Origin of the sequence: Flectobacillus major DSM 103, assembly GCF_000427405.1 — a bacterium.
Taxonomy (GTDB): domain Bacteria; phylum Bacteroidota; class Bacteroidia; order Cytophagales; family Spirosomataceae; genus Flectobacillus; species Flectobacillus major.
The window spans coordinates 2,566,316-2,587,524 of the sequence record NZ_KE386491.1 but is presented as its reverse complement, the minus strand read 5'-3'; the positions used below and the strand labels follow the sequence as shown (position 1 = coordinate 2,587,524).

Annotated in this window: 16 protein-coding genes; 6 read left to right on the top strand and 10 right to left on the bottom strand. The window is 38.2% G+C overall.

The window, feature by feature from the left end; genetic code table 11:
* Positions 1-270: 270 nt before the first annotated feature.
* Both FLEMA_RS0117680 and FLEMA_RS0117670 read left to right on the top strand, forming a co-directional pair.
* Complete coding sequence (locus FLEMA_RS0117680; protein ID WP_044171616.1) at positions 271-3,381, top strand: lantibiotic dehydratase; 3,111 nt, start codon at positions 271-273, stop codon at positions 3,379-3,381.
* A 178-nt stretch (positions 3,382-3,559) separates the two neighbouring features.
* Positions 3,560-4,438, top strand: coding sequence for a pirin family protein (locus FLEMA_RS0117670; protein ID WP_026997750.1), 879 nt, complete (start codon positions 3,560-3,562; stop codon positions 4,436-4,438).
* Positions 4,439-4,633: 195 nt separating this feature from the next.
* Here FLEMA_RS0117670 and FLEMA_RS68935 read toward each other — a convergent pair whose 3' ends face one another.
* Both FLEMA_RS68935 and FLEMA_RS68930 read right to left on the bottom strand, forming a co-directional pair.
* Entirely contained in the window at positions 4,634-6,382 is a 1,749-nt protein-coding gene (locus tag FLEMA_RS68935; protein ID WP_144080092.1) for an OmpL47-type beta-barrel domain-containing protein, read from the bottom strand.
* The gene (locus tag FLEMA_RS68930; RefSeq protein WP_044171608.1) at positions 6,379-8,142 is read right to left on the bottom strand and encodes a tetratricopeptide repeat-containing sensor histidine kinase; all 1,764 of its coding nucleotides are present in this window, start codon (positions 8,140-8,142) and stop codon (positions 6,379-6,381) included. Before FLEMA_RS68930 ends, FLEMA_RS68935 begins: the two co-directional genes overlap by 4 nt.
* Positions 8,143-8,714: 572 nt before the next feature.
* Between FLEMA_RS68930 and FLEMA_RS76125 the strand changes: the two genes are divergently transcribed.
* The 3 genes from FLEMA_RS76125 to FLEMA_RS0117515 are packed head-to-tail and all read left to right on the top strand — an operon-like array spanning position 8,715 to position 11,044.
* Complete coding sequence (locus FLEMA_RS76125; protein WP_052354086.1) at positions 8,715-9,389, top strand: SH3 domain-containing protein; 675 nt, start codon at positions 8,715-8,717, stop codon at positions 9,387-9,389.
* A gap of 34 nt (positions 9,390-9,423) precedes the next feature.
* A complete protein-coding gene (locus FLEMA_RS68920; protein ID WP_044171604.1) occupies positions 9,424-9,903 on the top strand; it encodes a DUF4199 domain-containing protein in 480 nt (159 codons plus the stop codon).
* 10 nt (positions 9,904-9,913) lie between these two features.
* On the top strand, positions 9,914-11,044 hold the full coding sequence (locus FLEMA_RS0117515) for a retroviral-like aspartic protease family protein (protein ID WP_044171602.1): 1,131 nt from the start codon (positions 9,914-9,916) through the stop codon (positions 11,042-11,044).
* A 104-nt stretch (positions 11,045-11,148) separates the two neighbouring features.
* Here FLEMA_RS0117515 and FLEMA_RS68915 read toward each other — a convergent pair whose 3' ends face one another.
* The gene (locus FLEMA_RS68915) at positions 11,149-12,291 is read right to left on the bottom strand and encodes a DEAD/DEAH box helicase (protein WP_044171599.1); all 1,143 of its coding nucleotides are present in this window, start codon (positions 12,289-12,291) and stop codon (positions 11,149-11,151) included.
* A gap of 330 nt (positions 12,292-12,621) precedes the next feature.
* Between FLEMA_RS68915 and FLEMA_RS0117470 the strand changes: the two genes are divergently transcribed.
* On the top strand, positions 12,622-13,290 hold the full coding sequence (locus tag FLEMA_RS0117470; protein ID WP_026995801.1) for a hypothetical protein: 669 nt from the start codon (positions 12,622-12,624) through the stop codon (positions 13,288-13,290).
* A 90-nt stretch (positions 13,291-13,380) separates the two neighbouring features.
* Here the strand turns inward: FLEMA_RS0117470 and nspC are convergent, their stop codons facing one another.
* The 7 genes from nspC to FLEMA_RS68880 all read right to left on the bottom strand — a co-directional run bounded on the left by nspC (position 13,381) and on the right by FLEMA_RS68880 (position 20,645).
* Positions 13,381-14,514: a carboxynorspermidine decarboxylase gene (gene nspC, locus FLEMA_RS68910; protein WP_044171596.1), complete on the bottom strand. Its 1,134-nt coding sequence runs from the start codon at positions 14,512-14,514 to the stop codon at positions 13,381-13,383.
* 159 nt (positions 14,515-14,673) lie between these two features.
* A complete protein-coding gene (locus FLEMA_RS68905) occupies positions 14,674-15,513 on the bottom strand; it encodes a flavin reductase family protein (RefSeq protein ID WP_044171593.1) in 840 nt (279 codons plus the stop codon).
* Between the two features lie 88 nt (positions 15,514-15,601).
* Positions 15,602-16,876, bottom strand: a complete 1,275-nt coding sequence (gene fahA / locus FLEMA_RS68900) for a fumarylacetoacetase (protein WP_044171589.1) — start codon at positions 16,874-16,876, stop codon at positions 15,602-15,604.
* Positions 16,877-16,928: 52 nt separating this feature from the next.
* Complete coding sequence (locus FLEMA_RS68895; protein ID WP_044171586.1) at positions 16,929-17,375, bottom strand: MarR family winged helix-turn-helix transcriptional regulator; 447 nt, start codon at positions 17,373-17,375, stop codon at positions 16,929-16,931.
* A gap of 146 nt (positions 17,376-17,521) precedes the next feature.
* Complete coding sequence (gene hppD / locus FLEMA_RS68890) at positions 17,522-18,655, bottom strand: 4-hydroxyphenylpyruvate dioxygenase (RefSeq protein ID WP_044171583.1); 1,134 nt, start codon at positions 18,653-18,655, stop codon at positions 17,522-17,524.
* Complete coding sequence (locus FLEMA_RS68885; protein ID WP_229359417.1) at positions 18,642-19,451, bottom strand: phenylalanine 4-monooxygenase; 810 nt, start codon at positions 19,449-19,451, stop codon at positions 18,642-18,644. Before FLEMA_RS68885 ends, hppD begins: the two co-directional genes overlap by 14 nt.
* Before the next feature lie 33 nt (positions 19,452-19,484).
* Positions 19,485-20,645: a homogentisate 1,2-dioxygenase gene (locus FLEMA_RS68880; RefSeq protein ID WP_044171577.1), complete on the bottom strand. Its 1,161-nt coding sequence runs from the start codon at positions 20,643-20,645 to the stop codon at positions 19,485-19,487.
* Positions 20,646-21,209: the final 564 nt, after the last annotated feature.

The window sequence follows — 21,209 nt, the reverse complement described above, 5'->3', positions numbered from 1 at the left end:
GGCTTTAGAATACTATTGCCAATAACAAATAAAATTGCAAGTATTGTTAGCAGCAGAATATGTCCTCTTTTTTGTGAAATAGTTAAAAAATCGCAAAAGCTTGTTGGAGAGAGTTAAAAGAAATCCATAAAATCTATAGGAAGTTTCAATAGTTTTTGGCTTGAAAATGGGGAGCTCTACAGCTTCATCGAATAATAAGCTCAAAGTATCTTTATTTTTCGTCGATTATCCCTAAATTGCAAGCAAGATATTTAAGCCCACTTATTTTTGATGAAATCTATCTATCAATTCCATCGCCAATTAATTGTACGAACGCCCGCTTTTCACTACGCCGATTTTTTTGACGAATCTTTTCTTTTAGCTTTACTCGATAATCCTCATTTTGCTGAGGCTATTTACTTAGCATCGCCTGTACTATTTGCCGAGGCCATTCATTGGAAAAACGGAGCTATTACCGATACTAAAAAACAACAAAAAGTAGCCTTTTCTCTAGCTAAATACTATAGCCGAATGCAGTCGAGGTGTACGCCTTTTGGTTTGTTTGCAGGCTGTGGTATAGCCGAGTGGAATAGCGGCACGGCATTGGCTTTGTCTACAAGTTTTGAGCGGCATACCCGTTTAGATATGCACTTTGCTGGGGCATTGTCGCAGCAGTTGGCCGACATACCTTTTATCAAATATCAGCTTCGGTATTTTCCCAACTCTAGCAAATATATGCTAGGCGACGAGATTCGCTATGTTGAATACAAATACATTCAAGGTAAAAGGCATCATCAGATTAGTGCTATTACCAATTCGGAATATATTGATTTTGTGGTAAATAATTGTCAAAATGGGGCTAGTGTACACGATTTGGCCAATGCTCTTATTGCCGACGATATTACCCTAGAGGAGGCATTGGGGTTTATAGAAGGGCTTATAGAGAGTCAATTGTTGGTAAGCGAGCTTGAGCCTGCTATTACGGGCGAAGAGTTTACCGCTCAGATTTTGCCAATACTCAAACGTATTAATCATGAAAATAAGCTTGATGGTATTATAGGTATTCTCGAAAAAATAGACGAACTATTGGTGAGTATCGACCAGCGTCGAACCAATTCGGTAGCGGTGTACCAAGAGATTGTAGCATTGATACAACTGCTCAATGTGCCATTCGATGAAGGAAAACTTTTTCAAACCGACCGTATTAGTCATTTTTCGACAAAGTCTTTATCAAAAAGCTATCAGGATGAATTGATGGAGGGCATCGATGTTTTGTACTCCCTACAAGCTCCACAAGAAAATACGACGCTACAACAGTTTATTGATAAATTTTATGAAAGGTTTGAAAATCAGGAAGTTCCCCTGTTGTTGGCATTAGACACCGAAGCAGGAATTGGTTATGGCAATACAGGAAAAAACCATAGAACCCCCATTGTAGAAGGCTTGAATAGCCCACCACTAAGCAACGATACTACTATTCTGAGCCATACACCTTTCCAAAAATACCTTTTTAGGCAGTGGCTCAAGGCATATCGGAATGACGAATATCAGGTAGTTTTAGACGAAAACGAAATAAAAGCTTTTGGGCAAGCAAAACCCGAAATGGCACCATCGTTGCCCGTAATGTTTCGTTTAACTGGTAATGAACAGTTTCCTATTTTCTTAGAAAACGTTGGAGGTTCGAGTGCTATCAATATTATAGGTCGTTTTGCTCATGCCCATGCCGAAATAGAAACTTTGGCGAAAGAAATAGCCCAATTTGAGCAAACCCAAAACCCTAAGGTGATTTTTGCTGAAATTGTACATTTACCCGAAAATAGGGTAGGGAATATCCTATTACATCCTGCTTTTCGAGCTTACGAAATTCCTTATTTATCAAAATCATCTTTGTCCAAAGAACAGCAAATTCCACTCGACGACCTGATGGTTTCGGTAGATATTCATACGCAAAAAGTAATTTTACGCTCGAAAAAGCACAATAAAGAAATTATTCCAAGGCTTAGCAATGCTCATAATTTTAAAAGTAATGCTGTACCCGTTTATGAGTTTTTAGGAGATTTACAATCACAGAAACTGACCCATTCGGTTGGTATTTCGTGGAAAAATGTATGTCCCGATGCTCAGTTTTTTCCTAGAATTTGCTATAAAAAACTGATTTTAGAACCCGCCTCATGGCAGTTCAAACGAGCTGATTTTGAACATCTATTACAGGATTCTGTATCAGCAGAAGACTTAGAAACCTTTTGGCAAAAATGGCGTTTGCCCAAACGATTTGTACTGTCGGATGCCGATAACGAATTGTTGGTGTGTACCAACGTACCTTTAAGTGTACATACGTGGCTTGATACTATCAAAAACCGCCCTTTTATTACGCTAAAAGAGGCAATATTTGATGAGAATACTATGCCTATTCAGGACACAGAAAGTCAGCGATATACCAATCAGATAGTAGCTTTTTTACAAAAAGAAAAAGAGCATTATCAGGGAATAGTACAAAATATAACCCCTCCAACCTTTTTGCCAAGAACTTTTTCATTAGGAAGTGAGTGGCTGTATTTTAAACTATATGGCGGAGTGCAGTCGGCCGATACTATTTTGGCAGAGGCTGTTGCTCCCTTGATGGCCGAGCTTTTGGCTGAAAAAAAGATAGATAGTTGGTTTTTTATACGCTATGCCGACCCCGACAAGCATATTCGGTTGAGACTCCATTTGCCAGATTTACAGCATCTTGGTGCAGTAATATTGCGGTTGAAAGAAACTTTACACTATTTTGAAAATCAGAAGATTCTGGCTAAAATACAAATTGATACCTATCAACGTGAGATAGAACGTTATGGCGAAAATGTTATGGAACTCAGCGAACAGTTATTTTGGTACGATAGCCAAGCCGTTGTAGCGTTTATTGCCCAAACACAAAAAGCAGAACGTGACGAATTACGGTGGTTGTGGGGGCTAAAAGCCATTGACTATTTGCTGAACGATATTGAAATAGAACTGGCTCAGAAATTGCAAATTATGGAGCAGATGAAAAATAGTTTTGCAAGAGAGTTTCGGGTTGATAAAAATATGAAATTACAGCTAGACCAACGTTTTAGAGATAACCGAAAAGCGTTGGAGGGAATCTTGGCGAGCGATGCTGCCCAAAATCATGTTTTAGCTCCTTTATTATACAGTTTAGTAACAAAATCGCAACAAACCAAGGGTATTCTGTTGAAGGTAAAAAGCCAAAAAAATCCAGCAGAATTGCATAAATATCTCAGCGATGTGATTCACATGACTGTCAATCGTTTGATGCCCGATAGCCAACGCTTGCACGAACTACTTCTGTACGATTTTCTGTATCGCTATTATCTTTCTCTTATGGCTAGAAATAAAGGAAAAGGTATAGTACAAAAGCAGTAAAGGCTGTTTGAGCTTCTGTATTATACCTTTATCAGTATAAATTTATTAAACTAAGTTTTTCAGCGACCGTTTTATGTGTATTTTGTCTGCTGAAAAACTAAACTCTTTTGAATTATCCAGTAATTTGCCAGATTAAGGACTTTTTTAAGTATCTAAATTGCTATAAATCAGCTATGTTATGTCTAATATTAGTCATATTATCGAAGAACGGCCACACGAAGTAGGTAATTTCTTGGTAGGTCGTTTACTGCCCTTTCGTACAAAACGCATGGTAGGGCCTTTTACCTTTATCGACCACATGGGGCCAGCACAGTTACACGATTACCAAAATTTTGATGTGGGGCCTCATCCACATATTGGGCTTTCAACGCTTACCTATCTTTTTGAAGGAAGTATTATGCACCGTGATAGCCTCGGAACAGCCGTTGAAATTAAGCCTGGGCAAGTAAATTGGATGACAGCGGGCAATGGGATTGTCCATTCGGAACGAACCCCCGAATATTTACGACATTCCGAAAAATCTATGCACGGCTTACAAATCTGGATTGCCTTACCCAAGCACCTTGAGCAAATGCAACCTAGTTTTTATCATGCTTCAGAAGAACAAATCCCTACTTGGACAGCCGATGGTATTGCCTATAAGCTGATTGCAGGAGAAGTATTGGGGCATCAATCGCCTGTACCTGTTTATAGCCCTTTGTATTTGTTAGAACTAAAATCTACTGCCCGACAAACCGTTAAAATTGGTCATGAATTGTATGGCGAAACGGCTATGTATATCTTGGAGGGAGGGATAGAAAGCGATGGGAATACCTACAGCCCTAAGAGAATTTTGGTGGCTAAAGATAGTTCTTTATGCGAATTTACGATGGAAGCCAATACCACCATTTATATTTTTGGCGGTGAGGCTTTTCCTGAAGAACGATTTATCTATTGGAACTTTGTGGCCTCTAGTAAGGAACTCATAGAAGATGCTAAAGAACGATGGCTCAACCAAACCTTTCCTCGTATTGAAGGCGAAACAGAATTTGTACCATTACCTACATTGGGTCGCTAAATACAAAACATGAGTTGTCCCGAATTTTTTAATCAAACAAGGCGGTCGAAAAATTAATTTCGACCGCCTTGTTTGATTAATAGCCAATAAATGCTTAACATTTGTGTACTTTTTTTCCAATAGGGTATGACTCGCACTCTATTGGAAATTATCCCAAAATTCGGGATGACTCATGTTGTGGTAAGATGGTGAAATCTATTTGCCTGTCATAAATACTACTTCCTTAAACGATTGGTTGCCCAGATAATCTGTTCCCGTAATTTTTACCGTGTATTTTGTATTTGGCTTAAATCCGTTAATCGTATTCAGGTAGGTTTTAGGAGCTTGTCCATTAATACTATAAGTGATAGACTTTAAGCCAGCTTGAATGTCTGTTCCTGCCAAGGTAAATCCTACTGTCGATGGGTAGATATTGAGACCCTGACGGTTGGTGCTGATATTTCCAACGGTAAAGAAATGGTATAGCTCAGGCCCTTCAATATCGCTGACAAACACAAATGAGGCTGCATTGCGGTTGTTTACGTTGTCATAGCCGAAATATTCAAATTTATGAACGCCTTTTTCGGTCATTTTGATTGGCTTTGTATAGTCTGTTTCGATGAGCTTTCCATCAAAACTATAGGTAATTTTTTGTAAACCCGATTCTGGGTCAACGGCCTTTAATTGGATAAAGTTGTTTGGCCCAAGCAGCATTGAGTCTCTTCTTATAACAATATCGCCAATAATTTCGTGCTGAAGTGTTGGCCCTGTTAAGTCAACATATACTTTGCTTACATTATGCTTAAACTCTTCGTAGCCAGGCACACCCGCCAAACTGGTAGTTTGGTTATTGAGGTTGTCGATAGAGTAATAGCGAATATTATGAATACCCGAAATACTTGGCAAGTAGAAAGGGTTTGTGTAGCTAACAAATGGTTGATTATCAATAGAATACTTCACGTCCTTTACGCCAGACTTATTGTCGATAGCCGTAAGTTTTAGCTTAGTTTTTCCAGAAAAGTAAATGATATTATTGGCAATATAGCGGTCGCCAAGAATATCGGTTGCCATTAAAGGAGAACTTTTATCAAGGAAGAAATCGAATTTTCGGGTATTTTCTTGGTTATTGACATTATCGGTTGAATAATAGTATAGGGTATGTTTTCCTTCTGCAAGAGCCATAAATGGAATGTTTTTACCATCGTAAGTTTGTAAAGCACCGTCGTCAAACTTATAATAAGTAGTTTTCAACCCCGAAATACTATCTTCGGTATTGAAATACATTTTACTAGTAAACGAAATCACTTTGTCGTCGGTAACACCGTTCACATTCAGGTTGGTAAACGGAGGTGTGTTGTCTACCGTAAATGCTTCTTGCTGAACTTGACTGGCATTGCCAACATGGTCGACGGCATAGTATTTGAGTACATAATTGCCTTGATTGGTAAGTTTCTTTTCGGTTGTATATACCTCAAAAGGGCTTTGGTTAATAGCAAAATAAACCGTTTCAACACCACTTGTTTTATCGGTGGCTTGCAAATTAAAGTTTACAAAAGGGCCAAAGAATACTTTTCCAGCCGAGTTGACGTATTTCTTGAATCCATTAAATAGCGTTACACCTGTTTCAGGGGCGATACCATCGGCGTAGATTTCAAGTTTAACTTCTTGTGGTGGCTCAACCATAGCCTTTGTTTCGGGGTCTACGGCATTTTTTGAACGAATAAAGTTAACCCCTTCCGTATCTAAATAAAATGGTACTGAATATTTGGCGTTGGGCGATTTATTTAGTAGTTCCTCGGCATGGTCGGGCGTAGTTGACACCCAGATATATACAGGTAACTTTTTATTCCAGTACAATTTGCCCGATGTTGTATCGGTATAATATTTAGGTTTACTATTTTGGGCAGCAGCACCCAATACACATACTGCTAAGATCACTAATGTTGAGATGTATTTACGCATCATTTGCTAGAATTCAGGGTTATTGTAACGGTCGTTCCTTTATTGATTTCGCTGGCAACTTCTAGTTGTCCATTGCATATTTTTACTAAATCATTGCAAAGAATAAGGCCAAGGCCTGTACCTTTTTCGTTGTTGGTACCGTAAGTAGACTTATTGTTTTTGAGGCTAAATAAGGTACTAATTTTTTCTTCACTCATGCCAACGCCACTATCTTTTACAGTAATTTCTACTGTAGTATCGTCTCGTAAATGGGCCTGAATATGTATTTTGCCATTTTGCTTGGTAAATTTAATTGCATTTTGGATTAAATTTCTTAAAACAATTTTGGTCATTTCAAGGTCGGATTGAGCCACTAAGCCTTCAGGTACTTCGTCGATAATCTGTATGTTTTTGGCTTCGGCCGAACGCTGTAATAGCTTGATATTTTCTTCAACCAATAAATTGATATTGACTTCTTGTAATTTTGGTTTGAGTTCCGCCATTTGGGTTTTAGCCCAGTTGAGGAGGTTATCCAAAATGGTAGATACCTGAGCGTTTTCGGTACGTAGTTGACTCAAAATTTGTTTTAAATCTTCGGGAATATCGACATAAAATTCTTCGATAATCATAAAAAAGCCTTGCAACGAACCTATTGGCCCGCGGAGGTCGTGAGCAATAATAGAGAAAATTCTATTTTTCACATCGTTTGAAACCTCTAACTGCTCTTTTTGCTTGGCAATAGCCAAATTTTGTTCGTGCAACTGTTGATTTTTAGCTTTGGTTTTGCGGCTATTCAAATACACAATCAAGGTAATAGCCAATATAAACCAACTGACAATACCTGTAATGATATAGATATATTTTTGCTCTTTTTCTAAGACAATATTTTTGGCCTGAATGGCATCGGCATCGGCATCGGCTTGTTCGGCTTTTAGGTGCTGTTTTTGTAGCTCCACTAGCATTTCGGCACGAGTGAGGTTTTGATAAAGGTTATCATTTTTGGACATTGCACTTTCGAGCTGCTCGCCACTTTCTTTGAGCTTAATCTCGTTTTTTTCCAATTCTAAAGCCTTGGTTTTGGCGGTAGCTTCGGCAAGTTGCTTTTTGAGGCTTTCAGCTTCCAATTCGCTCGCCAATTTATTGACTTCCTTTTTTTGAATCTGGTCGTGAAAAGACTTATATAGTTCAAAATATTTGAGCGATTCATCAACATTCCCTGCTTTTTCGTACGATTCGCTTAACATGGCGTAGGTACTTGCCATCTGCTTAATATCGTTTAGCTCACGAGCCAAATTGAGGGCTTCTTGCAAATCGGTAATGGCCAAATTGTATTTTTTGATATTATTATAAACAACCGAGCGGTTAATCAATGACGAAATAATACTATAGGATTCCTTCTGTGAACGTCGGGCGGCAAGCGTTTGTGTAAAATGGTACAAAGCTTTGTCGTAGTCTTCGACATCGGCGTACAGCATACCCAAGTTGTTGTGAATCATGGCTATACCATTGCTGTTTTCAATAGTAGCATTGAGCTTCAAACTTCTTTCATAAAAACTAATAGCCTTTTTGTATTGGTTATAATTCCAATAAATAAAGCCTATTTCGTTCATCATTCGAGAGGCTTCTTTATAATTGTTGTCGCTCAGATAATTGGCGTACTTAGCTTGAAATTCGATTACTCGTCCCGAATCGGAGCGGGTTAAGGGCAATACTTGCCCAACCGATTGGTAACCAAATGGTAGTAAGAATAATAACAAATATGGCAGTATTTTTTTTGAGCTCATTGATGAATAGCCTACCTTTCATAGCCCGCTGTAGCACAGCAGCCTATGGTTATAAGATGACTTATTTATATATTAATAATTGTGTGTATCTAATAAAACTTACACCACATCAATTTAAAACTTAGGCATATACTTAGTAGTATGGCTGTTAGTAAGTAGAAGAAGTATTTTTTATTTGTTTTATGGAGTGGTTCGTATTTTTAATCAAAAACACAGATAAACTGGCGAAACTTATGGCAGTGAAATACTTGGCGTTAAGTATGGTTATATCATCGAAATGACATGGCTTATATTTCAACATGCTATAATTATTACACAAATATAAGTGATTTAAAAATAAAAGCTCAAACTCATTTTTTAATTGATAAGCAATAATGTCTATAAAATAGTATTCGGCTCTGTTTTTTATAGTATACGTACGGGTAATAGTGTAGACTAAGAATCGGCTTAAATACAAAAAAGTATGGATTGTAAGAGGAAATATCAATGAAAAATGAGTAAATTATTCTATAATATTACAGTTATTCATAAGTGATGTTGAAGGAGGTTTTTACGTATAAATATTCTTTCTTATGAAAACATTCTTGCTATTTTGTTGGTGTATTTCATCGGGTTATGCTCAGTTTGTTTTGATTGATAGCAAAGACCCCAAGGTATTGGTACGAAGTTCGCCACAGCAAACCGCCAAAAATATTGTGGATACCCTCCACCAAAACGCCATTGCCTTTGTGGTTGGCAAAGAAGGAAACTGGTTGAATATCTCGTACGAAACTAATCAAAAAGCTTATACGGGCTATATTCCAAGTTCAAAAGCCAAGTTTTTGTCAAAATTACAGGTAGTGCCATGTACCGAGTTGGCAGAAAAAAGTAAAGTTTTTCAAGCTGACGATATTTCTGTAACAATAGCCATAGCCGATTTTCAGGCTAAAAAACATTCCTTGCAATATGGTAACAAAACACTTGAAACGATAGACTTCAAGGATATTTGGGGGACAGACGGCACGATTCCGCAAAGCTTATATAAAAAAATAAGCATTCAAATTGGTAAAAAACAATTGAACTTACCCAAAATAGCCCTACAAAGTTTATATGAACCCAATTTAAAGGCAACTGAGGTATATTTTGCCCCCCAAACATCAACTTTATACCTTGTAGCCAATAATGGCGATGGTACAGGAGCTTATGCGGTACTTTGGATTGTAGAGAAAGGTAATTATCAACGCAGAATACTAGAAATTTCATTTTGAGTAATCTATTGAACACGATAACCCTTAAGTAAGTATGAACACAATTGCAACCGAACTAAAATGGGGAGTCATTTTTGTTTTAATGAGTCTTTTCTGGATGGTACTTGAAAAAGTCATAGGTTTACATGGCCCCTATATCGACAAGCATCCTATTGTTACTAATTTCATTGCTATTCCCGCTATCGCTATTTATGTTTTTGCGTTGCTAGACAAAAAGAATGATGATTATGCAGGTAAAATGACCTATCGGCAAGGTTTTGTCAGCGGAGCAATTATTACGTTGGTTGTAGCGGTGCTGAGTCCTGCTAGCCAATGGATTACCTCGAAGGTGATTTCGCCAGAGTATTTTCCCAATGTAATTACGTACGTAGTCTCGCATGGGCAAATGTCTCAAACCGATGCAGAAGCTTATTTCAACCTAAAGAATTACATGATTCAAAGTGTAGTAGGGGCTATTATTATGGGCTTATTGACTACGGCAATTGTAGCGTTTTTTACCAAATCCAAATCATAAATTATTCTCCATGTTTAAATTTTATTGTAGTTTTATTTTCCTATTGCTGGTATCGTGGTGTTCTTTGGCACAAGACATAGGCGTTGATACCATACACTTTTCGCTTGATAAAAAATTACTGATTTTTCAAGGACAACTCAACGGGCAACAAACCTTTTTTGCTTTTGATACAGGAGCTGGCTTGGGCTTGGCCAATTCCAATAATCAAAAAGAAGCAAATTTGTTGGTGAAAAATTCAGAAAAAAAAATCAAAGATGCTAACCTTGCTACTATTCAATTAAAAAATGTGGTAATTAATCACCTTACCATTGGGTCGCATCAGTTTAGGAAGGTAAAAAGTGTTTTGTACGACATGGAATATCTAACCTGTAATCGACTTTATTTATTGGGAATGGATATTATAGGGCAATTAAATTGGGTTATCGACTTTGAAAAAAATATCATAATAGTAGCCCCAAAGCCTTTTCCAAAACCTGAAAACACCCTCGAAATTTCTATCAAATATGAGCGAAACCGACCTGTTGTTGACCTACAAATAGGTACAAGCAACACCAAGTGCCTTATTGATTTTGGGTTCACGGGTATTTTGGATCTTCCCGAAAATACTTTTTTCAATGCAATATACCACCAAAAACAGTTGCTTGGGCAAGCCCAGCTTTACCTTAGTTCGTCGATGGCTGTGTCGGGATTGGGAAAAGCCGATACCGTCAAAAAAGTTTGGCTCGACAATGTACAACTACAAGGACATACGATAGCACCTTTACAAGTAACGATTCATGAAAAAACAGATACGAAAATAGGAGTAGGGTTTTTGTCGAGGTACTGTAGCAAAATAATACTTAACCACCAAGCCCAAAGCTATTACCTTGCTTTGTTGCCAAGCCCCAAGCCCAGTTCTACCGAATTTGATGCACGGGTGTCGATAGTGCAGCAAAAATTTGTGATTACAGCCCGCTGTATTTCTGACATAAGTACAGGGGCTTCCTTACAAATCAACGAGGAAATAAGCAGAGTTGACGATAAATCGGTAGCAGATTTTAAAGACAATTGTGAGTTTTTGAATTGGTTTTACCTCAATAATGCCAAGGAGTATACCATTGAAAAAATGAACGGCGAAAAGCTTGTGATAAAAAGGCGGTAAATAAAACAGATTCAAGCAAAAGGGTTTTCTATTAGCCGACAGGTATCTAACGGCTAATAGAAAGAGAATTAGAAAATTATAAGCCAAAGGGTTACTTAGTAAATTTACATGCCAGTCAGGTTCAACTCGTCTGAAGGTAAGATTGTTACTTTTTTGCCCATTTTTTTTTGAATAATCTTAAAGTGATGCTCGTCTTCTGGGCAAATCAATGAAATAGCCTCGCCCGATGCTTCGGCTCTACCAGTTCTACCAATCCGATGTACATAGTCTTTGGGCGAACGAGGCAGTTCGTAATTAATCACAAAAGGTAAAAACTGAATATCGATACCCCTTGAAGCCAAATCTGTGGCCACTAGCACCCGAATACCGCCTTTTTTGAAGCTAAATAGGGCTTCGATTCTAGCCCCTTGAGTTTTTTTACTATGAATAGCCATAGCCTGAATACCATTTTTTTTCAGCTTTATAACCAAGTTATCGGCTGTTCGTACCGACGACACAAACACCAAAACCTGTTTCATATCTTTTTGCTTGATTAAATAGCGTAATAAAGGCCCTTTGCGTTCGGGGTCAACCTGATAAGCTGACTGCTGAATCAAGTCGATATTTTTTTCAGTAGCTTCTACTTCGATACGTATTGGGTCGCATAGCAGCGTATCTTTGATAAGCTTGCTTTCGGTATCTAGTGTTGCCGAGAACAAGATATTTTGGCGTTTGGTGGGTAACAAAGCCAAAATTTGATTGACCTCTTCCTGAAAACCCAAATCCAACATTTTGTCAGCTTCGTCTAGTACCAACATTTCTATCTTGGCCAAGTTTATCGACTGGGTTGATACCAATTCTAGCAATCGCCCAGGAGTAGCTACCAAGATTTCGGTATTTTTGAGTTTGACCATCTGTTGATTTAGCGGAATACCTCCAAAAACAGGTGTATTTTTCACCTTTTTAGGCAAAAATTGTTCAAAGCCATTAATAACCTCCGAAATCTGAATCGCTAGTTCACGTGTTGGTACTAAAATCAATACCTTCAAATGAAGACTTCTTGCCGCCTTTTTGCGTTGAAATAGCTCCAGAATTGGCAATACAAAACTGGCTGTTTTTCCTGAACCTGTCTGAGCAATACCCTGTACATCTTTTCCTGCCAAAATAGCAGGAATGGCTTGTTCTTGAATAGGAAAAGGAGCGGTATATTGCTGTTCAACAATCGCTTTGAGAAGAGCTTCGGATAATCCTAGTGATTCAAATGTCATAGTGAGAAATTGACAAAATTACAAAGTAGCAAAAAGATAATATACCTTTTGAGGCACTTGGCCAACGCAATTTTGAAGACTTTTGTATATTAAATTCGTAAAAAGTTGATTGATAGGCAAAGGTACTACTTTTTGAGCGACAAACTATTTGACCATTTAATCAAAATAAATAAGTGTATCTTATAACAAATCGTATCTTGATAAAAATTAAGGAGGATAGGAATTGAAAGACTGTTTTGTACACGCTATAGCATTCTCAGAAGGGGCTTTTACAATAAGCTGGCCATTCAATTTTCCCAACAAATACAACCAATATAAAAACAATCGACTATGTTTTATTTTAGAATTAATAAGCTCAAAATCTATGATAACCGTGAAAAAAGGAAGTTTCTGGGAATTATAGGCAAAGATTTGGCACAGGTCAAATTGATTAGTTTTGTTTCTACCGAATTTGCGGATTTCCCAGATTTCTCGGATTTTATCCAGACTAACGATGCCACCGAAAAACAAGAAATTATCAAAAGAGGAGTAGAAAGTGTAATTGGGAGCAGAATTTTGACAGAGATAGAAAATGTAAAAGACGGACACCAAATGACTTTTGGCGATACAGGGTTTGTACTGTATCAGTCAAAAGCTATTCCTGAAAGCTTTGACTGGCAGTTTATTGCTTACGAAAGTGATAAAAATATTAGAGATACCGCTACGATGGTAAACGATATTCTTACGGGAACTGATTTGAATAAGTTTGCAGGAAACTTGAGTACTATAATTAAAAACGTACCCAACCCTACCTTTACGGCTTCGATTGCCATTACTAATTTGGCTATCAATACAATAGCACAAGTGGCTAAGAAGAATAAGGATGATATGATTGGTATTTTGATGATGTCGCTCAACCGCCGTGAACACTATCTACATGGCGAGCGCAAACGCGATGATGTACCCGATTTGACGAATAATATGATGGTCGATTATTCTATTTTTGCGTTTGATGAATAATAGGAGCGTATTAGTTAACCATCAGGTTGACATTTCCTGTAAATCAAGTATTATATATCTGATTTACAGGAAATGTATATGTTTGTTGACCTATAAACGATCTTTGAAACTTTCGTAGCCGAAGCTTTTCACCAAATCGAAAGTATCGTTTTCACGCCAGATACCGATTGAGGGTAAATTTACGCCATTGAAGGTGGTTGTTTTTACCATGGTATAATGTATCATATCGTCGAATACGATAGAGTCGCCAATAGCCAAAGGTTTATCAAACGAATAATCACCGTAATAGTCGCCCGCCAAGCAAGTCATACCGCCAAAGCGGTACGTTGGCTTGCCTTCAACAGGTTCGTGATGAGCCCCCAAGATTCTTGGTTTATAGGGCATTTCTAAAGTATCGGGCATGTGAGCGGCAAAGCTAACATCTAAGATTGCTACGTCTATTCCCTGCGAGTCAATAATGTCGAGAACCGTAGAAGTTAAATAGCCTGTTCTCCAGCCAACAGCCGAGCCTGGTTCTAAAATTACTTTAAGATGTGGAAAACGAGCTTTGAGATTTTTGAGTACAGAAATCAAATGTTCGGGGTCATAATCGGCCCTTGTAATAAGGTGTCCCCCTCCCAAGTTAAGCCATTTTGCTTGTTCTAATAAGCCTCCAAAACGCTCGACAATCGCATTGAGGGTACGCTCTAAGGTATAAGAATCGTTTTCGCATAGCGTATGAGAGTGTAATCCTTCGATACCTTCGGGTAGGGTATCGCCCAACTGATTACGGGTAATTCCTAGCCTAGAACCAGCAATACAGGGATTGTACATATCGGTTTCTACTTCCGAATATTGCGGATTGATACGCAAACCACAACTAATACCATTGGCAATAGCACGCTGACCAAACTGGTTAAATTGGTTTAAAGAATTGAAAGTCAGGTGACTGGCGTATCCCATCATTTCATCAAATTCTTTTTCCAAATAAGCAGGAGCATATACGTGTGCTTTGGTTTGCATTTCTTCAAAACACAAGCGAGCTTCGTTGAGCGAACTTGCTGTAGCACCAGCCAGATACTGGCGTACCATCGGAAAAGTACTATACATTGAAAAGCCTTTCAATGCACAAATTATTTCGATACCTGCTTGTTCCTGCACATACTTGAGCAGTGTAAGGTTTTTACGTAAAAGACTGTCTTCTAGCACGTAACAAGGAGAAGGTATTTGTGAAAAATCAATCATTTCAAATTTTCTTGGTTGATATGGTTTGTTGAGCTACCTACAAAAGCAATACTTTTGCTTAGGCTACTACATATTTATTAACCTTCAAAGCTACTTTTGGTTAATAATTTTGCAAAAATACCAAGAATCATTCAACTGATTGCCAAAAAACTTGATTGTTTATCTTCCTATACTCAATAGTGTAAGCCATGCTTTCTGAGTTTGGTTTTGGGCTAAGTACTGTTGAGCTTTCTCGAAAGAGGGCTTTTCTGGGTTGGTGTGCATAAATACAGAGATTTCTTCGTTGCTAGGTAAAGACGAAACATTACCTAATTTCCCTAAGTCATTCCCAGAAAAAATACCTGATTGTTTGATAAAATTAGGGATTTGGTCGACACCAATGCCTTTGTGTACATTGGGTTTTGGCACTTCAAACATTACTTCAGGACGAATATGAGCGTACCAATCGCCACCGAGTCGAGCCACAAAATCGGTTTTTAGTTGGTCTATTTTCCCTTTTTCGTTTAAAATACTTTCAGAAAAATGAGCCATCACTATCTCACAAATCATCAGATTGGCCGAGCCATATTCTTTAATTTCTAATACTTTGCACTCAAATTGTACAGGCGATTCTTTTACCCTTGGGGGCTTTACTTTGTGCGATGCCAGTGGGGTGAGTCCTGCTTTTTCAAATTCATTAATACCTTTTTCGTATTCGCAACTTGCAAGTGACATTTGCTGAACAATGGCATAATCAACCAAATTGATTACTACTTCGGGTACATCCCAGAGGTTTTCGGTAGTATTTTTTTGTGAACCATCACGCCCACGTTTATTGGGCGAAAATACCAGAATTGGAGGGTTGATACCCATTACATTGAAAAAACTAAAGGGGCTAAGATTTACGCGTCCATTGGCATCTACTGTTGAGGCAAAAGCAATAGGGCGAGGCACTACGGCCGAATTAGTAAAACTATAAAACTCTCTTGATTCTATTTCTGAGGGATTAAGACTTAGCATGGTTTATGGCAGTATTTTAGGTATTGTGAGTTTATCTTGTTGTAGCTATCGCTATATTTTTCAATAGCGTATATCCACAAAAGCACTTTTACTTTTTGATAGGTTGTTGTATTACCTGATTCTCTAATTTACCAAATCCTACCCTAAATCCATCCTTTTCTGCCCAGCCTTTTATAATTACTTTATCAAAATCCTCTAAAAAGGTTCGAGTTGTACCATCTGGAAATACAATTGGCTTTTTCCCGCTTTCGCTGAGCTCTAAAAGAGAGCCGTAAGTTCCTTCTTCCGAACCCGATATAGTACCAGATGCTAGCAAGTCGCCAGTGTTGAGGTTGCAGCCATTGATAGTATGGTGAGCTATTTGCTGAGCAATATTCCAGTACATTTCCCTAAAATTGGTTCTACATACTTCCATCCCTTGGCTTTGTTGAGGTTGTACATATACGCTAAGATTAATATCAAAATTGGGTAAACCTTCCGTTTGTAAATACGGTAAAACAGCAGGATTTTGCTCTGGTTGGGTTGTTCTGAAATACGCCAGAGCATCGATGGTTACTACCCAAGGCGATATTGAGGAAAAGAAGTTTTTACCCAAAAATGGCCCTAATGGCTGATATTCCCAACGCTGAATGTCTCGTGCCGACCAATCATTGAATAGGACAAAGCCAAACACATATTCTTCGGCTTCTTGTACCGAAATAGCCTTACCTAGCTTGGACGAAGCCCCGATTACGGTAGCTATTTCTAATTCAAAATCCAGTGCTTTTGTAGGCGATAATATAGGAACAGGGTTTTCGGGGCTACTGGATTGTTTATCAATAATCTGCCCAAGTGGACGCAAAAAGTTTGTTCCAGACAAACGAATAGATGAAGCTCTACCATGATAGGCCACAGGTAAATGTCGCCAGTTGGGTAAAAGAGCATTCTGAGGGTCACGGAACATTTTGCCTACATTCTGGGCATGTTCAATACTAGAATAAAAGTCGGTGTAATCGCCAATAGTAAAAGGCATGTGCATAGTAGCTAATGCCTGTGGTACAAGGATTTGCTGTTGAATAGATACCTGTAAAGGAAAGTCTTTTTGTAAAATATGTTGAAGACACTTTCGTAAATCTTGGGCAGCTTGTCGACCAAGACGCATCAATGGATTTAGGATTGATGCGTCAAGAACGTGCTGATCAAAAGGCCATTCATTCAGAAGCCCCATACGAGTTAGCAACGAAATATCAAGGATATAGTCGCCAATAGCTACGCCAATACGAGGATTGGGATTGAGCCTATCAGAGAAAATACCAAAAGGAAGGTTGTATATACTAAAATCAGAATCGGCTGGTATTTCAAGCCAAGTTTCTATACGTTGCATAAAAGTTACATCAGGGCCAATCAGTGATTACTACCCTAACTGCACCCTTTGCTTATGAAGTGATATTGATATAAATCGAGTCAAGGATTCTTACAAAAGTTTGGTAATCATCTTCCGACAACATTCCCCAGCCTTTTCTACGTACTTCGGCCACAATAGGAAACGCTTCATGAAATTTTTGAATACCACTTTCTGTAAGCGTAATATTAAAGCGGCGACGGTCAGATTCGGCCATGGAACGCTCGGCAAGTCCTTTTTTTACCAACAAATCAATAATACGAGTAACCGTTGGAGCATCTTTTACGGTCATTTCGGCTAGTTCATTCTGACTAATTCCTGACGACTGGTTTCTGAAAATATGGTCCAAAAGTACCCATTGGTCAACAGTAATATCTAGTTGGGCATCGTCTAGTTTTTTCTGAAGACTCTGTCTGATTTTTTTAATTGTTGTATCAATTTTAAAGAAATAAGCCCTATGATCGTTGGGGTTAGTAGTCATTATTCAATGGGATTTTCATATTTTATATATTGCGACACCGTTGTCATTGGCACTATTGTACTTGTTATGACAACTGTTAGTTTTCAAATATAATAGAAAATCCCAATAAACATTGTGTTCTAGGGCTTAAATTCATTAAACGGTAGTTAAAGTGTACCTCTGAGGGCTTGTTCTCTTTCAATTGCCTCAAAAAGTGCTTTAAAATTTCCTTTTCCAAAGGATTTAGCACCTTTTCTTTGGATTATTTCAAAAAACACAGTAGGTCTTACAACTACAGGTTTTGTGAATATTTGGAGTAAATAGCCCTCTTCGTCTCGGTCAACTAAAATATTGAGTTCTTTTAGGGCATTGATTTCCTCATCAATGACACCCACTCGCTCGGCCAAGGTTTCATAATAGCTAGCTGGTACTTGCAAAAACTCCACGCCTCTACTGAGCATTTCCTTAACGGTTTCAAGAATATTGTCGGTAGCTACTGCTATATGCTGAACTCCTGCACCACCATAAAAATCTAGGTACTCTTCTACTTGCGATTTTTTCTTTCCTTCGGCGGGTTCATTAATAGGGAATTTGATACGCCCATTGCCATTCGACATCACCTTGCTCATCAAGGCTGTGTATTCGGTCGAAATATCGTTGTCATCGAAAGAAACTAACTGCGAAAATCCCATTACATTAGCATAAAAATTAGTCCATTGGTTCATTTCATTCCAGCCAACATTGCCTACCATGTGGTCTACGTATTTTAAGCCCGTAGAGCTTGGTTGATAATGAGGTTGCCAAGCCACAAAATGAGGTAGAAATATCCCTGAATAATGACGACGCTCAACAAAAATATGGATGGTATCGCCATACGTTTTGATAGCCGAACGCACTACTTGCCCATCTTTATCGGACTCGATAATAGGAGCAAAAACTGGCTCTGCCCCTCTTTTTACCGTTTCATCAAACGACTTTTGGGCATCGTCTACCCACAGGGCTATTACTTTTACGCCATCACCGTGCTGGTCGATATGTTTGCCAATGGCGGTATTTGCCACCAAAGGGCTTGTAAGTACGAGTCTGATTTTGTCTTGTACAAGCACATAACTTTCGTGGTCGCGAAGCCCCGTGCTAAGTCCTGCATAAGCCAAAGGCTGAAAACCAAAGGCTGTTTGGAAATAATGGGCAGCCTGACGGGCATTGCCCACGTACATTTCTATATAATCGGTGCCATTAAGGGGCAAAAAATCGCTTGAAGATACCTCTGCTACAGGGGTATTTGTTTCATATACTTGCATAATGATATCCTATTTCAGAATCGTGAAAATTGAAAGTTTTTTTATGTTTTAAGGCCATTCGTTGTTCAAGTTCGGCTTCTATTTCTGGAATAGAATCAAACAACATGGCATAAGAATCTATGACAAAGTACTGGGCTTGAAAACGGTCTTTGATATAAGGTGTATCAAAAATCATCTTAATATGGTAAGGCAGCCGCTTTACGGAGGTATTTTCTAGGCAATAAACACTCTCGCCCGATGACGACAGAATGCCTGCTCCATAAATTTTGAGAGCTCCATCTTCATGAATCAAACCAAATTCGACGGTATACCAGTAAAGCCGAGCAATATATTCTACGGCCTCTTCGTCTTCGACAAAGCGTAACGCAATTCTGGCCAATTCTTCTAAAAAATGACATACTGATTGATTAGATAATAAAGGTACATGACCAAAAATATCATGAAACATATCTGGTTCTTCTAAATACGCTAATTGTGAGCGGCTTCGTAGCCAAGTAGAAGCACAAAAGTTTTTGGCTTGCATCAGTTCAAAAAATGGACGATTGGCTATTAAACCTGGTACTACATGAATTCGCCAACCTGTATAATGACTGAGTAAAGCATTGGTTTCGTCATAATTAGGAATCTTGCTGGCCGAAAAATTTACCCTTTTGATTCCTTCTAAGTATTCTTTGCTTGCTACACTGGGCAATTGTTGCATCTGGCGTTCAAAAAGGATTTTCCAAACCTCAAAGTCCTCCTGTGTATAATTTTCATATACTTGATGCATTGAAAAGGGCTTAAAATCGTATTTCATAAGAGATATTATTTTAAATCAGAAACCTAAGATTTATGATGCCAACCAAGACTGATAATATTTGCCATCGTCTATTTTTATGGCTGCTTCTGTCAGCATTAGCGGGCGGAAAGTATCAACCATAACGGCCAATTCTTGAGTTTGGGTTTTGCCCAAGCTCCGTTCCATAGCCCCTGGGTGTGGCCCATGTGGAATACCCGCAGGGTGTAGCGAGATATGTCCTGCCGCAATATCATTTCTACTCATAAAGTCGCCATCGACATAATACAAAACCTCGTCTGAGTCGATATTGGAGTGATTATAAGGTGCAGGAATAGCCTTTGGATGATAATCGTAAAGTCTTGGGCAAAAAGAACACACCACAAAGGCATCGGTCTGAAACGTTTGATGTACAGGAGGGGGCTGATGAATACGGCCAGTAATAGGCTCAAAATTATGAATAGAAAATCCCCAAGGAAAATTATAGCCATCCCAGCCAACAATATCAAACGGATGTGCCGCATATACTACCGAATGCAAGGTTTGTTGTTTTTTGATTTTTATCAAAAAATCTCCTTGCTCGTTATGGGTTTCTAATTGCTGGGGCAGCTTGTAGTCGCGCTCGCAATAAGGCGAATGTTCCATCAATTGTCCAAAGTGATTTCGGTATCGTTTTGGTGTATAAATCGGATGAAATGATTCGACAAATAGCAAACGGTTATCAGCTGTATCAAAATCAATTTGGTAAATCATACCCCTCGGAATAACAAGATAATCGCCATACTCAAAGGGTATGTTTCCCAGCATTGTCCGCAAAGTGCCTGTTCCTTTATGGATAAAAAGGAGTTCGTCGGCATCGGCGTTTTTATAGAAATATTGTGTTAGTGATTGCTTGGGTGCTGCCAAACCAATATGCAAGTCGTTGTTTACCAGCAAGGTAACTCTGCTTGCTAAATAATCGTCTTGTGGGTCTACCTGAAAGCCTATCAATTTGCGTGAAGCTAAATTTTTGCTAATGGCAATTTTAGGACTGGTGTCTATGCTTTCCAAAATAGCCTTTACTTGCGTAGGCCGTTGATGATGATACAGCAAACTAGACATTCCATCGAAACCGATAGTACCAAACAATTCTTCATAAAATAACCCCGAATCGGGTTTTTCAAATTGAATATGTCTTTTAGCTGGAATTTCTCCAAGGCGATGATATATTGGCATGGCTATTTATTGTTTAAAACAATATTTGTTATAGCAAATATTAGTCATGCAATTTTATAATTTAATTGATTAATTCCAAGATTTTTTTGATTAAATTTTAGCTAAAATAGACACGAGTATCAAATCAATTTGAGTTTATAGCTTTAAGAATGAGGTTATTGAACCTTTTATAACAGGCGAATACATCGGCCAGTTAATAAAAAATAGGGTATAGCCACAAAACATGTTCAGCTCTTTTCAGCTTAAAAATTTTGATTTCAAACAGTGTTTCAGCGATTATACCCTTATTCCGAAATAAGTACACAGCTTCAATTTCATCATAATCAATCATTTAATCTCAAAAAAAACAGTACTTTCTTTTCAGGGCTTTATTGGTATTAATTCAAGATTAAGCTTTTGGGTCAACAAATCATAGATAGATAATATCCTCTTAAAACTCAGGATAACTAACCAGTATATCTTTGTGGTGTTCCAAGCAAAATTGTATTAATCTTATAATACAACTGTTTGGTATAAAACACATACAATTTAAACAACCCTATCGCAGTAGTAAAACCTCTATCA

What these genes read in the sequence shown, in the direction of transcription:
- fahA (WP_044171589.1), bottom strand. Translation starts at nt 16,876, where the DNA reads ATGCAACGTATAGAAACTTGGCTTGAAATACCAGCCGATTCTGATTTT.
- FLEMA_RS68895 (WP_044171586.1), bottom strand. Translation starts at nt 17,375, where the DNA reads ATGACTACTAACCCCAACGATCATAGGGCTTATTTCTTTAAAATTGAT.
- FLEMA_RS68920 (WP_044171604.1), top strand. Translation starts at nt 9,424, where the DNA reads ATGAACACAATTGCAACCGAACTAAAATGGGGAGTCATTTTTGTTTTA.
- FLEMA_RS76125 (WP_052354086.1), top strand. Translation starts at nt 8,715, where the DNA reads ATGAAAACATTCTTGCTATTTTGTTGGTGTATTTCATCGGGTTATGCT.
- FLEMA_RS68935 (WP_144080092.1), bottom strand. Translation starts at nt 6,382, where the DNA reads ATGATGCGTAAATACATCTCAACATTAGTGATCTTAGCAGTATGTGTA.
- FLEMA_RS0117470 (WP_026995801.1), top strand. Translation starts at nt 12,622, where the DNA reads ATGTTTTATTTTAGAATTAATAAGCTCAAAATCTATGATAACCGTGAA.
- FLEMA_RS68885 (WP_229359417.1), bottom strand. Translation starts at nt 19,451, where the DNA reads ATGAAATACGATTTTAAGCCCTTTTCAATGCATCAAGTATATGAAAAT.
- FLEMA_RS0117680 (WP_044171616.1), top strand. Translation starts at nt 271, where the DNA reads ATGAAATCTATCTATCAATTCCATCGCCAATTAATTGTACGAACGCCC.
- FLEMA_RS0117515 (WP_044171602.1), top strand. Translation starts at nt 9,914, where the DNA reads ATGTTTAAATTTTATTGTAGTTTTATTTTCCTATTGCTGGTATCGTGG.
- FLEMA_RS68930 (WP_044171608.1), bottom strand. Translation starts at nt 8,142, where the DNA reads ATGAGCTCAAAAAAAATACTGCCATATTTGTTATTATTCTTACTACCA.
- FLEMA_RS68905 (WP_044171593.1), bottom strand. Translation starts at nt 15,513, where the DNA reads ATGCTAAGTCTTAATCCCTCAGAAATAGAATCAAGAGAGTTTTATAGT.
- FLEMA_RS68880 (WP_044171577.1), bottom strand. Translation starts at nt 20,645, where the DNA reads ATGCCAATATATCATCGCCTTGGAGAAATTCCAGCTAAAAGACATATT.
- nspC (WP_044171596.1), bottom strand. Translation starts at nt 14,514, where the DNA reads ATGATTGATTTTTCACAAATACCTTCTCCTTGTTACGTGCTAGAAGAC.
- FLEMA_RS0117670 (WP_026997750.1), top strand. Translation starts at nt 3,560, where the DNA reads ATGTCTAATATTAGTCATATTATCGAAGAACGGCCACACGAAGTAGGT.
- FLEMA_RS68915 (WP_044171599.1), bottom strand. Translation starts at nt 12,291, where the DNA reads ATGACATTTGAATCACTAGGATTATCCGAAGCTCTTCTCAAAGCGATT.
- hppD (WP_044171583.1), bottom strand. Translation starts at nt 18,655, where the DNA reads ATGCAAGTATATGAAACAAATACCCCTGTAGCAGAGGTATCTTCAAGC.